The sequence below is a fragment of the Bacteroides sp. 224 genome (assembly GCF_010500995.1).
Taxonomy (GTDB): Bacteria; Bacteroidota; Bacteroidia; order Bacteroidales; family Bacteroidaceae; genus Bacteroides.
This window is the reverse complement of sequence record NZ_QVMK01000027.1, coordinates 1-14,549: the sequence shown is the minus strand read 5'-3', so window position 1 is coordinate 14,549 and position 14,549 is coordinate 1. Positions and strand designations below refer to the sequence as shown.

The following is a 14,549-nucleotide window of genomic DNA, read 5'->3' as shown; positions in this document are numbered from 1 at the left end:
TGTACTAAATCTATTGGATTAATTCTTTCTTTCTACCTTTACTACTTTACCTTTATTATGCGTCACCACATTTACCGCTGCTGTAATAGCCGCCAATATATGCGGAGGTATAGACGTTGATGTACTTTGTACCTTCTTTACCGGCACTACTTCTTCAGGGGCATACTTGTTGACTAATGCAATGAGTAGCTTACCCAAATAAATGACTATCAATAAGATAGTAAATACGGTAATCATTCCTACGAGCATCAGTAACAATCCTGTTTCCATATTCTCCATAGCTTGAATAAAATTATGATTTATATATTTGAAAGACGTTTTTATGTAAAAAACGCCTGAAAATACGCAATATAAATAAGAAAAGGATAGAAAGAAGGAATAAAAAAAGCTAAAATGTCAGAAGAAAGGAGATTAAGAGATAGAAGGCAGTAGTTAGTAGTCAGTAGTTAGAATATAGTAGCCAGGAAATATAAGCGCAGAATTTAAGTACAACTTACCACTATCTCCTAACTACCGACTACTAAATCAAAACTCACTCGTAAAGTGAAACTTAATATTCTTAAAGTCTATCTGTGCCATCTGGAGCACATAGCCGCTATCGGCAAGAAATACATCTCTTCCCTCCTTATCTTTGGCCATATATTGATACTTACGTTTTTTGAAAGCTTCCAGTTCTGCCGGATCATCGCTTTCTATCCAACAGGCTTTGTAAAGGCTGAGCGGCTCCCAACGGCAAGACGCATTATACTCATGTAGCAAGCGGTATTGAATAACCTCGAATTGAAGTTGCCCCACTGTACCAATAATCTTACGACCATTAAACTGGTTGACAAATAACTGAGCTACCCCTTCGTCCATCAACTGATCAATTCCTTTAGATAGTTGCTTTTGCTTCATGGGGTCGGCGTTCTCTATGTATTTAAACATTTCCGGAGAGAAACTGGGTAATCCTTTAAAGTGCAATAGCTCGCCCTCTGTCAGGGTATCGCCGATCTTAAAGGTGCCACCACTATCGGGTAAACCGATGATATCTCCTGCCCAAGCTTCATCTACCGTCGCCTTACGTTGTGCCATAAATTGGGTGGGCGACGAGAAACGAAGTGTTTTATTATGCCGTATGTGTTTGTAGGGTGCATTACGTTCGAACTTACCCGAGCATACTTTACAGAAAGCCACACACGAACGATGATTCGGGTCGATATTGGCCGTTATTTTAAAGATGAAACCGGTAAATTTAGGTTCGTCGGGTTTCACCAAACGTTCTTCTGCTTGCACAGGACGAGGACTGGGAGCTATTTCTACAAAACAATCCAATAGTTCCTGCACGCCAAAGTTGTTCAGGGCAGAACCGAAAAATACAGAAGCCAAATCACCCCTCAGGTATTCTTCTTTATCAAACTCGGGATATACACCGTCAATCAGTTCAAGATCGGAACGTAATTTCTCAGCAAGGTTCTCGCCAATTTGTTTATCTAATTCTTCGCTGTTAATATCTACCGCAACTTTTTCGGTAACCACTTGTTTAGACGATTGATAAAGGTCTAATTTACGTTCGTAAATATTATACACTCCTTTAAATCTTATCCCCTGATCAATTGGCCAGGAAAGCGGACGTACAGCTATTTTCAGTTCTTCTTCCAGTTCATCCAACAGATCGAAGGGATCTTGCCCTTCACGGTCCATCTTATTTACATAGATAATAACCGGGGTTTTACGCATACGGCAAACCTCCATCAGCTTCCGTGTTTGTGCTTCTACCCCTTTTGCACCATCTACTACAATAATTACACTGTCTACGGCAGTCAGTGTGCGGAAGGTGTCTTCGGCAAAGTCCTGATGCCCGGGGGTATCTAAGATATTTACCTTATAGTCTTTATAATCGAACTCCATAACGGAAGTGGTTACCGAGATACCACGTTGTTTCTCGATCTCCATCCAGTCGCTGGTAGCTGTTTTCTTTATCTTGTTGCTTTTCACGGCACCTGCCACCTGTATTTGTCCCCCAAAAAGCAACAGCTTTTCTGTCAGGGTGGTTTTACCGGCATCGGGGTGGGCAATGATGGCGAAGGTTCGCCTTCTTTCTATTTCGGTCATTTGAGTTTGGAGTTTATGAGTTTATAGTTTATGAGTTTGGAGTTTATAGTTTATGAGTTTATAGTTTGGAGTTTGGAGTTTGGAGTTATAATGTTGTATAGAAACTTCAAACTATAAACTTCAAACTACAAACTTAAAACTATAAACTATAAACCAAAAAAGCTTACAAGGCTTTCCTCCCAATGAGGAATTTCAATATCAAAAGTCTCTTTGATCTTTGTTTTATCTAATACAGAATAATGAGGACGTGCTGCCTTAGTTGGATAGTCTGCTGTATGAAGAGGATTTACCTTGCAACTTGTAATACCTGCGAGCCGATGAATGGCTTTGGTAAAATCGTACCAAGAGCATACTCCTTCATTACTAAAATGATAGATACCACGCACTACACCTTTATTTATAATGGCAAAAATAGCAGCAGCTAAATCACGTGCATAGGTAGGGGTACCTATCTGATCGAAGATTACTCCTAAGGTATCTCTCTCACGCCCCAAGCGAATCATGGTTTTCACAAAGTTATTGCCAAAGGTAGAATACAACCAGGCGGTACGGATAACTGCGGCTTTGTCGCAATGAGCCATCACATTCTGCTCGCCTGCCAGCTTGGTAGTTCCATAAACAGAAGCCGGACAGGTTGGTTCATCCTCTGTATAGGGGATATGATTGGTTCCATCAAACACATAATCGGTAGAAACCTGTATGATGGAAGCACCTCGTTTCTGTGCTGCACGAGCCAGATATCCGGGAGCTATATTGTTTAGTTTATCACTTAGTTCTTTATTATCTTCGGCATTGTCCACAGCCGTATAGGCAGCACAATTTACAATAACGTCTACATTGTTTTCTGCAACGAAGTTATTTACAGCTTCTTCATTACAGATATCTAATTCTTCTACGTCAGTAAAAAAATAAGTGTACTGTCCATATTCCTTAGACAATACGCGCATTTCATTTCCCAACTGTCCGTTGGCACCGGTTATTAGTATATTCATATTATATCGTTTGAGTTATATTGAACCACAGAGTTACGCAGATTAACGCAGAGGATTAAATTTTAGTTCTATACAGCATTGTATTAAAAACTCTGCGTTAATCTGCGTAACTCTGCGGTTCAAATTCAATCATTTCCGAACCATTTATTATATATTCTAATCCAACTCCAATTCGCCCACCTTATCTTTATGATAATAAGTACCCAGCAAAGAGAGCAATTCACTTATCGTTTTCACTGCTTTCTGCGTTTCTTCACTGATCTGTTTTTGTTGCATACGCAATAGCAACATTCCGTAAAGAGCTTCAAAGCAAGTTTCTATTTCGGGTTTATCTGTTCCGTTCCCTTTCTGCCTTAGCTCCACAATAAACGGCAAAGCCTTATAGTACGCTCCACTGTAAAAAGGAAACTTAGGAGAAGCAAGTAAGCGTTGGTGTAATTCGGTTAAGTGAATGATGATATTATTATTAATCTGCAAATGCCCGGATTGAGTAACTCCCTCTTCGCGCATCATACCAATAAGGTTCTCGTACCATTTTGCCAGTTCTTTCTTTTCATCATCATTTGCCTTATACCCTGAAACGACCATCTCTTCAAGGCGATCCATATCCAATCCTGCGGCTCGTATCAAATCCTCCACTTGCCACATATAAAGAAGGTATTCGGCAATGCTACTCTCCTTTAGCTTTTGTGATATATACATATATTAATTATGATAAAAAGATTCTCCGAGCAAGGTAAAAACAACCCCTGCTACTGCCACTATAATAACAATAATGCCAATAATGCGATTAACCATCCAAATACCTCTTAAATTGAATTTATTCCGCACCTTGTTCACAAAGAAGGTTATACTTAACCACCAGGTAATAGCCCCGATTAATATACCTAAATAGCCCGACAATTGTTCTACAATAGGAATGTCCGGTAGCACAAAAGCGAAACGTGCGAAGAAACCAATGAAAAGAAATATGATAAGTGGATTAGACAGTGTAACCAGAAGGGCAGTGATGAAATTATGTAAATAAGTACCTTTACTTTTTGAGGCGGGACGAAGGGACTTTACCGGATTGCTCCGGAATGTGTAATACCCAAAGCCGAGCAGCATAATACTTCCAAGAAGCTGAAGGATGAAGATATTCGTACTAATAAAGTCGAAAATAAAGCTCATACCATATCCGGTAAGAAGTGCGTAGGCTATATCGCTGATAGATGCTCCTACCCCTGTTACAAATCCATACCAACGCCCTTTATTCAAGGTACGCTGAACGCAAAGAACTCCCACAGGCCCCATGGGTGCCGACACCACAATGCCTATGATGAATCCTTTTACTAATAAACTTAGTATGGGGACCTCAATACTTATCATGCTGCAAATATCATACTTTTTTGTGAGATGAAAGCAATGTGTTAACGTTTTTTTGTCGGTGCATGCCTAAACTGTTTTTATACAGGGAATTCTATGCCAAAACCTAACGCACCTAACGCACTTGTGGTTTATCTATTTATATATCAACAACTTAAGGTGCGTTAGGTGAGCAAAAACACCTAACGCGCCAATCACGCACCTAACGCACCTCTTTTTTTACCACATATAAAAGAGAGTGTTTGCCCGGTAGATAAAGTTTTGATTAACAGTTTCTTTAGCGTGAAAACACCCAGGTGTTTCGGGTAAAAAGACCCGGATGTTTTGAGGCAAAAGACCCGGGTGTTTGGGGATGAGTGAAAATTTTGTTCCCCCAAAACGCAAAAACCCTGCCACGCCTGGCAGGGTCACTTTAGCAAAAAACCTATTTTACATCATTTCCGCGCTTCACAGCGAAGGCATGTTGACATCATTCGGGCATTTATATACCCCGCCCGAACACGGGGTTTTTACCTTTCTGAGAATATCTTGGAACAACTACTGTCCGGAACGGGTAAAGTTGCGGGAACGGTTTCGTTTATGGTGTTTTTACACAACGATACACCATTGTACCGCCTTTATATCCTGAAGAAGATGGTCCACTGTAAGAGTTATGCCACGCATTAAGGGGGACTGGCCGTTGACTACCACCAAGAGCAATCCACAAGCGATCATGGCCATCAAAACTTTCAACAACAGGATAAAATTTGCTGACTAAGGATATTTCTGGTTCATCAGGTATAAGTTCAACCATCACAGAAGGAGCAGAAAGAAACGTCGCTGCCATTTGACGATCAGAAGGATTATTATAATCATTTTTTGACAGCGGCGGAAAAAAAATAATAGTTCCTAAGCCCATTCCATTAAATGTGCCCATATTAAACTTTTTGAGGCGATCCGTATATCCATCCGCATAATATCCATATTCTGTAAAACTAATAATCTTTTCAGATGTAGTAGCACCATATTCCTTTAGTGGCCAAATATCTCTACCAAAATCCGTGGTTACCCATCCAGTAGGACAAGGGGTATGTGAAGTAGCTTGCCCCCCAACAACGTCAATTGGTCCTCTAGTATCCGTCCATTTTCCCGTAGTTGGAAGGGTGGTAAAAGGGTAGTAAGCTGTTTTTCCGCCCCATTTAAACAAATATCCTATTTGAGAAGGAAATTGAGTAAAAGTAACTCCTCCACTAGGTTTAAAGCCTGATAACCCTGCATCATAAACAGCCTGTATATCTGCATCGTTTGTTGCTGTTATATTATAAGGTGAAAAGCGCCCAGGTTTTCGACCATCATGATGAACATAAGGATAAACAATCTTATTCACAGGTTTTTCTCCTTGACGAATATACAATCGAGATGTTTTTGAATAATCATTATATTGTATTTCAACTATTCCATATCTGGGCTCAGTGTTTTCACTTGCAAGTTTACTTGTTAGCCCAATACGAAAATAGATTGGTGTACCGTCGTTGTCAGCATTACCCATCACTGCGGTTCCCGAAACTTCTTTACTACTACCACTTATTAGATTAGCCTCAGCATCATAAAGTCCTATTTCACTACCAACTTTATCGGGTCTGGATTCCTGCGTATCAAGCACAATAAAATCTCCCTTAATAACCTTTGCTTTCCATTTTCCAGCTTCACCTCTTCCTACTTTTTTAGATTCTCCTCGAGCTGGTAGAGTAATTAATCGTTCGCCTCTTTGATCATGTCTCCAAAAGGCACCTATATAATTCTTCGAAGTAAAAGCAATTATAGGTTTACCAACATCTGCATTCGCCATCTGATAAGAAAGATAAGTCTGATCCGCGGTTACCTTTGTTCTTCCCTTACCATTTGCTCGAAACAAAAACACTTCTGCATTTCTTCTTCTTTTACCACGTATCCAGTCATAAAATTTATCATTCATATTATTATCAAATACAGCGAATGCCTCAGTTGAGATATTCTCAGTAAACTTTAAATAAACACTGCTCGGACTATCGCCATGCGTAATTTCCGTAACCCCCGTTCCTGTATCGCTTGTGCTAAGCGTTAACCAGTTGGCACTGGCATTTCCTTTGCCATCCTTTACTTTTGCGTTTATATAGTCCTCTCCTAGTGAGTAGGTTCCTCCTCTGGGAGTTAAATAAGGCTTTAAGCTACAGGTAACTACTTTTTCTATAAATCCGCTACCAGTTGTATCTTCTATTTTTATTCTTAAATTAAATTCTGCAATATAATCTTTTATGGAAAATAAGCACAAATCAAAAGACGTTCCTGGTATAGACATATCAGAACTTATTGATGCCCCATCAACATCGTTGATTCTTATATCTATATCTCCAGTATTAACGGATTTCCCCCCAACCTCAGCACAAATAGACATTTTTGTTATTCCTACTGCTTGTGCGTCTGTGTATACAGTAGTTATTACATGCTTTTCAAGATCAATGGCTTTAGTCACAAGTTCTGTAAGCTCATCATTCTCTATAACATCTCCAAAATGAATGAATTCCGAGTTGCTCACGCCTAGATAAAATTTTCCATTATCAATCATATCATGCGAGCCCATATCTTCAATGACCAATTCTACATTGGCAAATCTTCCGGCAATGGCTTCTCCTACAGTTTTATAGCCTGTTGATTCGGATATAGAACTGATATTAAACTTGTACCAATGGTTGCGTTTGATGTCTACAACTTTTCCATCGGCAGACGACTTAAATTGAAGTTTGTAGTATTTAGAAGCGTTAGTGCCATGTTTTCCTTTCAGTATTAAGGCCACTCCTTCGGCGGCGGCACTTTCGTAAAGATAAAGTGCGTTATCAACGTTATTTGCGGCATCAATAACGGCAATAATTTCATCGCTACTATTTATGTAGTTCATCTTTCCGGTAACAGAGGCGGTAGGAATAGTGCTCCCCTCTTGATAAAGCCGTCCGCAAGCACGGGTATTGATGGCTCCTAAACCCTCGACAGTAAACCCTGATTGCGAATTTATTACTGTAGTTTTAGCTACTACACGGGTTAATTCTACTGGTAATTCGGTTGTTCCTATATTTGAATCATCAGTCACCGATGTTAAATTATATTTGCCCGACATAGGCAGGTAACCACCATCGTAAGGACTGGCAGTAGGGGCAGCAAGCAACTTGGGGCTGTATAGTATTGTGTTTACAGCTTGTGCATAGCTTTTTCCTGCAAGAACAGTAGCCAGATTAGACGCATCGAAAGCAACAGATTTTGAAGTTGAAATATTCCAGAAAGTAGCCGGTGCATTGGCTACAACCAATACGCGAACCGCAGCGGTAGATGTACTTAGTTCAACCACTGTTTTTCCATTCATAAGTTTGGCTTGCTTCACTTCCTTAAATTTAGAAGTATCAGCTGTACCGCTAAACACAAACACCCAAGGCTGATTATTGATCTGACTCTCATCGATTGCTGCCCGCGAAGTAGGTTTCTGAAAATAGTCTACATTCGTATACAGATTGATACGAGCTTTGCCTTCGGGCACGGGAGGCAATACAGATTCTGAATTCTCAAGCAACTCATTGTCGGCACAAGAGAAGGCTAACAACGAAACGCTAAAAAGAATGAAGTATTGTAATATTCGTAATTTCATAAGGTTCCGGATTAATATATTTCTTATATTTATATAACTATCAATTAGTTCCTGTTAATTCTATTTTCTTATTCAGGGTACCTGCTTTAAGAGTAATAGAATATTTTGTACCTGAGCTCAAAGCCGACTTGACTCTGAAGGTTATTTTTCCTTCTTTTCCTCCGTCAGCAGCGTCATTCAGAGTAATAGGATCATCATAGGTAAACTTATCCCAATTACCGGTTTCTACCACTGTTACTGTTTCTTGATCTGTCCAGACGTAAATACTTGCCTCGCTATTCACTTTTCTTTTTATAGTAAATTGACTGGCCGAGATGTTTAATTTGCTTAGCTTATTGGTATTACCATTCAAATTGACTTCTGTCCATGGAACTATTGTATAGATTAATCTATTACCCACCGGTGGATACACCACTATTTGGTAGTGGCAGTTTCTGAGTATATCCGAATCTAAATAAAGCTTGTATGTTTTTGCTGTCCCAAGCTTTGGTGTTCCTGTAAATTCAAAGTAAACCGGACTCTTGTCGGCAGTGTTTTTATATCCTCCCGATTCGTGCATATAAATATTTCCAACAACACGCTTAGTACATCCTTGTATTTTGCTACCGGAAGGATATTTAGCTGCCTCTTCGGTGGTAAAATCCGTCAAGCTGTAGCTCTTATTATATAGTTGTGGAGAGCTTGGAATCCAAGCTGATAAGCCATGAAGTTTTGCCATTTTCTCTGCCGACTCCGGATCGTAATATGTACCATAGTTTTTATAGTTCATATAATTATCTCCCAAATGATAAGAAATATACCCTTCCTTTTTAGCATTCTTCATTACCACATCATTATTATTATTGGTAAAAGTAATAACGTCGGTCAGTTCCTTGTGCAGAAAAATATCCAATTTAGCTACCATACGGAAGAGGTAAACGCTTTCTCCTAAATTTCCAAACAATCCATTCTTAGTTTCCAATTTATACTCCTGCTGAGTGATTCCATACATTGGAAAAAGTTCCGAATCATTATTTAAATCATTGGTATTACCACCAGCAGTAGTACCCCATCCGCTCTTGGTGGCATAAATATATTTATTCAGAGCATCCTGCATTTTTACTGTTGGGGCTTCTATTGCATTCTCCAGTCCACCTACAGGGCTAATACCATGGGCATTCAAGTTCCCGTAAAAAGCAAACTTCTGTTTTTTTCCATCCATTTTCTTAACAATGGCGCTCACTTTCCATTTTCCTTCCTCTCCGGAAACAGGACTTAAAGTAGCATTTATTGCTTGGTAAGCAAAGTAATATTCACCAGGTTCGCCACTCGGATCTCTTTCTACAAAAGCCAGCACTGTTATATCTTTTAGTACCCCATCGATAGGTTTATCGAAGTTTTGGGTCAGAATAGTTATATCCATCTTCATCTCGTCATCTCCCAGATTCACCGGAAAAGGCTGTTCCCCGGAACCACTATCGCACGAGAACAATAATAAGACGACAGCAAGAAGAAGTGAGTAAGCATGTTTTATTTTCATAATCCTAAAATTTTAATCTATCAAACGTTCTCTTCATCCCAGACTCGCCAACCATTTATGGTTATAAAAGCTTCCATATCGGCAGTTTCTTCATCTCCCCTCAAATCCAGTTCAATATCAAAAACGTAATCGCGAGAGAAGTCGATCTTTACTCCAAGTTTTTTTTCCAATAGTAGAATTAAATCCACTAAGTTGTGTTTGTAAATACAATCGCCTGTGTACCGATTAGTAATGGTTAACATTGGATTTCGATCGCGAAACAATCTCATAAATCTGAGACTAGCATACAAAACATTGTTTTCATCCGGCGAAACAGTGTATCTATAGTCGAACTCCTGACAAGGAGCAAAAGAATTGTCAAATTTGTAAATACCATTGCTGGCCTGCACATTAAATTGGTAGTTTATTCCCACCCACAATGGGCCGGTAACCTTAAAGTTCACCTGATAATTATCCGGCACAACCGGAATTTCAATATCCTGATAGTCTCCGGTAATTTCTATCTCTTTTTGTATACCATGAAAGAGTAGATGCGGAGCTGTGTTTACCATATTACTGGCATCTAATGAAAGATGTAGTAGTGCATCGTTTATATGTGTTTGGTTTACCTGAAACTCTGCAGGTTCAATTTCATAACAAGATTGTAGGTTCAGCCAAGACACAAAGCTATATGTTCCGGCGGGTAAGGTAGTTTCCATCACATAGTCAGCCGTCATCACCGTATTTATATCCGAAAGGCGGCGGTAAAACATGCCCTGTGAATCGAAAATGAAAACATCAGCCAGTTGCGATACATCATAATGCTGTATGGGGTTGGCATTTTCTGATAGCCCATTGATAAACCGTATGCGCAAACGCTCCACGGTGGGGCAATTGGATAAGTCATCGCCAACACAAGAGGTAAGTGAGAGGAGCATACATCCTACGAGAACTGTTATACTGATGGATTTATACATAAAAGTCGTTCGGTTTACTTAATAAAAAAATAAAGAAGAGAAAGAGGAAGAAAGAAGAGAGAGTAGCTCTCTCCTCTTTCTTTTATAATGGCTACAAATTATTCGCCTAGAACATGTTCTTCTTCATCGAAAAGAACCCAGTTCATAACTTCAACAGTTACATCAACCAACGCATTTGTTTCATCAATTGGTTTTCCCGGAGGATAGAATGGATCTGGCTCTTTATCAGGATCTTCTGTATATTCTGTTTCATCGTTAGGAGCACCTAAGCCTTTGATTTCGTTGATTTTCACACGATAGTAGTCGTTACGATGTACGTTATATCCGGTTTCTTTGATCGGATAAACACGATAGTAGCAATAACCATCTTTGTATTCATAAACAACTTCATCAGCAGCAGCTGTAGGTTTTGAAGTCTCGATTGATTTTAACGCATTAGTAGTCGCATCGTTAATAGTCCAGAAAGTAGTAGTACCATATCTGGCTCTGATAGATACATAAGTGTTAGAACCCATACGTCCTAATACTTCCATGTTTTCAGGTACATAGAATGAATTTACATTAGCACTCCAAGCATCACCATCTGCTCCATCAGCAACTGCTTTAACTGCTAAATAGTTCTGGCTGTTTTCGAATTGCTCCGGACCATAAGTAGCACCAGCTTCAATAACCGATTTAGTACCATTCCAAGAATACAAGTAACCATTGTAGTTAGGGTCAGTTTCTTGTTTAGTGGTAAAGATGTAACGGTTAGTTTGTTTTACAGTGAAATCCAAAGTAGTTTCAAATCCCGTTGCAAAAACTATGTCTGTTTTTTGTGCAACCGCGATTTTCGCTACCATACGTTCTACTTTTACAGTTAGCTTATTAGCATTAGGAGTAGTTGTTGTTCCTTCGGGAGTTGCTACTAAATTTGCGCTAAGAGATGTTTGTGCAAACATAGCAATTCCATTATTAGCTACATCATTTGCTAAATCAGTCATCGTGATGTTGTGTACATAACTTGTGATAAGATCTTTACCGGCACTAGTGATGTTACCTTTAATAGTAGCAGGTAAGTTTGCTCCTACATAAATCACTTTTTCACCAGCGGTAGTCTCAATACCTGTTACACTTGCACCATTTGCAACCTTTTTATGAGAAACAGTTGTAGAACCATCTTTCACGTCATAGATCCAAACAGAAATTTCCTTTATTGCACTTTCTTCGCTTGTTCCTATATAGTTACTGGAACCACGTGTGCTTGGAATATTCAATTTAATGTCAACAGTTGCAGTACCCTTCTCACTTGGAGCAGGTGCTTCAACATCGCTGTCGTTACTACAGCTTGTAAATCCAGCCATTAAAGCTGCACAAGCCATCATTGATACATACTTAAAATTCATTTTCATTTTAATAAAAAAATTAGTTGTTAATAAAAAAAAGTAATTCTCTTAAGTTATCTGTTACCTTGCGGCAAAGTTTATTCTAAATAGTTAATCCATACTTCTTAACCAAAGCACTCATCTCCGGATCTCTGTCGGCACGGAATCTTTTTGTTTCATCCATTTTGCAGGCTTCCTCCAATAACTGTATCGCTTGTTGATCGTCTCCTAAACGTGTGCTAAGTATAGCAGCCAGGTAATAGTTATTGGCACTCCTTCCTAAAGTAATAATCAGGTTATACGCCCGTTTATTATAACCTAAGCAGGCAAGTGTCAGAGCAGTGTTGTAATCTTTATAATCGGTAAAAATATCCAATGCTCGTTTATACTCTCTATTTCGCAGCAGCTGCAGGGCTGCTGTATAATCTCTCCGCTGATTGTCGGTGAAATTTAGATTAGTCAGCAAACTGCCGTCTGCCAGTTCATCCATCGAGGAAATTACATAGCTCAGCGTGTCGGTTCGGCGGATGTTATAATTACTGCGGTCGGTAGCAGTGATATATCCTTTCAGAGTCAGCTTCAAAGTTTTTAAGTTACCCTTCACCGGATAAGGTCTTGTGTATCGATAATTAAAGTTCCATTCCGGAGCAATGGTAGCATTGTAATGTGCATCGGGCTGGTAAGGAGCAGGAACCATGCGCTTGAATACCTCTTCTTTACGACTGCCTTTGATTTCGTTGAGCGCAATACGCTCGTGCATCACGTGCTCGGAAGCAATACGAATGGAATCTTTTTCTTCGGGCAACAGGGGTTCAATATCTTGTTGTTTAACACCGTGCTGGTAAATATCACGATACTTGACAGGCACAGTACCCAAGGTAATCTGCTTATGCACCGGGGCCGAAGCAAGTAGTTTCTTACGTTTCACACGATATTTAGCAGCATACAGTGTAGTATCTTGCCCCATTGAGAGCATGCGGAACAACTTATTGTAATAAACCTTATCGGATGCAGCTATTTTCCGGTTAAACTTTGCATTTTCCTGAATATTATAAAGGTCGTACTTCTCCTGCTCTGTCGCTTGCCATTTCAGGTATTCCTGATACTGACTCCAACGGGTGTAGTAGGTATTTAACTCAGTTTTACGGCGGCGTTCTAACTCCTGCTCTACAGCGGTATGGTTAATAAAAGCCGTATCGTAACCCATAGGGTCAATAATGGTAGCTACATATTGGTTGTATCGTTCGTAATCTTGTTTTTGTTTCTCTATAAAGTTTTTGCCACGCAGCACTACGTTTTCCAACTTTACTAATGAATCGTTATGAAGCAGTTCCGGAGTAAGGCATATCTGGTAATCGTCCGAAAGAAATCCTTTAGGGATTTTAATCACAAAGTCGATATTTACCTGACCTTCCCGAACAGGGGCAAAGCGTGCTTTAGATATCACCGTCACCGAAGGGATGGCATACACGTGTGTGGTATCCAGCCCTGTAGGTTCGGTGGTAGAGATGTCAGCATCTACTTCTACTTCTTCTGTATAGGTTACGTCTTCACTCAGCGTACGCACACCTCCTGTTTCCTCTCCGTAGTGGGAGATGGTGATGCGGTTAGGCATCAGGAAAAGAGGCTCTGTGAGGAGGCTCGAACGCGGAGTACCGCAAGATAAGAGCACCAAGAGGATGAGGATACAGGTGAGAAAGTATTTCATTAAATGAATGATTTGTTTGTTGAATAAATGATTGTTATTGAATTAAATAAATGTTCATAATTAGTTTATATCATTGCCCCCTCCGCCCTTTGGGCACCTCCCCCTTGCAGGGGAGGAATTCCTGCGGCATCGACTCCTCCCCTGCAAGGGGGAGGTGCCCAAAGGGCGGAGGGGGACTTTCTCATACTATAAATTAATTATGACCACTTATTTATCTTTTTCTTTTAGCTTCGTCTTCCTTGATTTTAGCTATTTCGTTCAAGTTGTGTGTAGCTTCTTTGTTGCCGGATACTTGAGCTTGTTTCAAAAGTTCTTCGGCTTTATCCAAATCACCTTGCAGCATATAAGCAACACCCAGGTTGTTCCAACTTTGAGGGAAAGTACGTACCTTTTCCAATAAACGGAGAGCGCTGTTTACCTCGCCATTTTCCAACAACAAGGCGGCGGCATTACTTAGGGCAGTAGCATCATTTTCGTAATACTTAGGAATTATCTCCATCATTATGCGTTTGTATTCGGCACTTTCTTTCCCGTAACTTTCTGCCAAGCGATACAACTCAAGTTGAGAGAGATTGCTTGGATTAGTATTCACCAACGAACGTGCTTCGGCATTGCTGTAGCTACGCACGGCATAGTCTACCTGATACTCCACACGACGCAGTTCGGGGAATACATCGCGAAGTAATTGAGAATATGCACCCAAGCCTTTCAGGCGAGATTCTTTGGTATCGGGAGCGTCATTGCTATCAATTATACTTAGGATACGATCTTTCTGTGCAAAGTCGCCACTTTCGATACGGGCTTTCAATCCGTCCCAGTCTTCGGCTACCGATTTTACAGAGAAGATCTGTTCGGGAAGCATATAACGAACACGTATGTATTCTTTCAAAGCAGCGGCA

The 14,549-nt window shown here is 40.0% G+C and carries 12 protein-coding genes; 1 reads left to right on the top strand and 11 read right to left on the bottom strand.

The annotated features are described in order from the left end of the window. Positions 1 to 18: 18 nt before the first annotated feature. From D0T60_RS12630 to D0T60_RS12590, 9 genes are all read right to left on the bottom strand, one after another. A complete protein-coding gene (locus tag D0T60_RS12630; RefSeq protein WP_163218470.1) occupies positions 19 to 279 on the bottom strand; it encodes an OadG family protein in 261 nt (86 codons plus the stop codon). Positions 280 to 525: 246 nt separating this feature from the next. Continuing rightward, positions 526 to 2,094: a peptide chain release factor 3 gene (locus D0T60_RS12625; RefSeq protein WP_163218469.1), complete on the bottom strand. Its 1,569-nt coding sequence runs from the start codon at positions 2,092 to 2,094 to the stop codon at positions 526 to 528. A gap of 146 nt (positions 2,095 to 2,240) precedes the next feature. Then, positions 2,241 to 3,086 carry a dTDP-4-dehydrorhamnose reductase gene (rfbD, locus tag D0T60_RS12620; protein ID WP_163218468.1) on the bottom strand — a complete coding sequence of 282 codons (846 nt, stop codon included), beginning with the start codon at positions 3,084 to 3,086 and terminating at the stop codon, positions 2,241 to 2,243. Between the two features lie 156 nt (positions 3,087 to 3,242). Continuing rightward, the gene (locus tag D0T60_RS12615; protein ID WP_163218467.1) at positions 3,243 to 3,788 is read right to left on the bottom strand and encodes a DUF4924 family protein; all 546 of its coding nucleotides are present in this window, start codon (positions 3,786 to 3,788) and stop codon (positions 3,243 to 3,245) included. A gap of 3 nt (positions 3,789 to 3,791) precedes the next feature. Beyond that, on the bottom strand, positions 3,792 to 4,454 hold the full coding sequence (locus tag D0T60_RS12610) for a LysE family translocator (RefSeq protein ID WP_163218466.1): 663 nt from the start codon (positions 4,452 to 4,454) through the stop codon (positions 3,792 to 3,794). Between the two features lie 574 nt (positions 4,455 to 5,028). Then, positions 5,029 to 8,103 carry a hypothetical protein gene (locus D0T60_RS12605; protein WP_163218465.1) on the bottom strand — a complete coding sequence of 1,025 codons (3,075 nt, stop codon included), beginning with the start codon at positions 8,101 to 8,103 and terminating at the stop codon, positions 5,029 to 5,031. Between the two features lie 40 nt (positions 8,104 to 8,143). Continuing rightward, complete coding sequence (locus tag D0T60_RS12600; RefSeq protein WP_163218464.1) at positions 8,144 to 9,622, bottom strand: hypothetical protein; 1,479 nt, start codon at positions 9,620 to 9,622, stop codon at positions 8,144 to 8,146. 20 nt (positions 9,623 to 9,642) lie between these two features. Further along, a complete protein-coding gene (locus tag D0T60_RS12595) occupies positions 9,643 to 10,578 on the bottom strand; it encodes a FimB/Mfa2 family fimbrial subunit (RefSeq protein ID WP_163218463.1) in 936 nt (311 codons plus the stop codon). Between the two features lie 98 nt (positions 10,579 to 10,676). Continuing rightward, positions 10,677 to 11,921: an Mfa1 family fimbria major subunit gene (locus D0T60_RS12590; RefSeq protein ID WP_239059559.1), complete on the bottom strand. Its 1,245-nt coding sequence runs from the start codon at positions 11,919 to 11,921 to the stop codon at positions 10,677 to 10,679. On the opposite strand from D0T60_RS12590, the gene D0T60_RS18835 reads away from it, so the two are divergent. Continuing rightward, positions 11,839 to 12,006, top strand: coding sequence for a hypothetical protein (locus D0T60_RS18835; protein WP_163218461.1), 168 nt, complete (start codon positions 11,839 to 11,841; stop codon positions 12,004 to 12,006). The genes D0T60_RS12590 and D0T60_RS18835 overlap by 83 nt on opposite strands. Before the next feature lie 39 nt (positions 12,007 to 12,045). On the opposite strand, the gene D0T60_RS12580 is transcribed toward D0T60_RS18835, so the two are convergent. Together D0T60_RS12580 and D0T60_RS12575 are read right to left on the bottom strand one after the other, a co-directional pair. Beyond that, on the bottom strand, positions 12,046 to 13,650 hold the full coding sequence (locus tag D0T60_RS12580; RefSeq protein WP_163218460.1) for a hypothetical protein: 1,605 nt from the start codon (positions 13,648 to 13,650) through the stop codon (positions 12,046 to 12,048). Positions 13,651 to 13,861: 211 nt separating this feature from the next. Continuing rightward, the coding region (locus D0T60_RS12575) for a tetratricopeptide repeat protein (RefSeq protein ID WP_163218459.1) at positions 13,862 to 14,549 on the bottom strand (688 nt) is incomplete at its 5' end.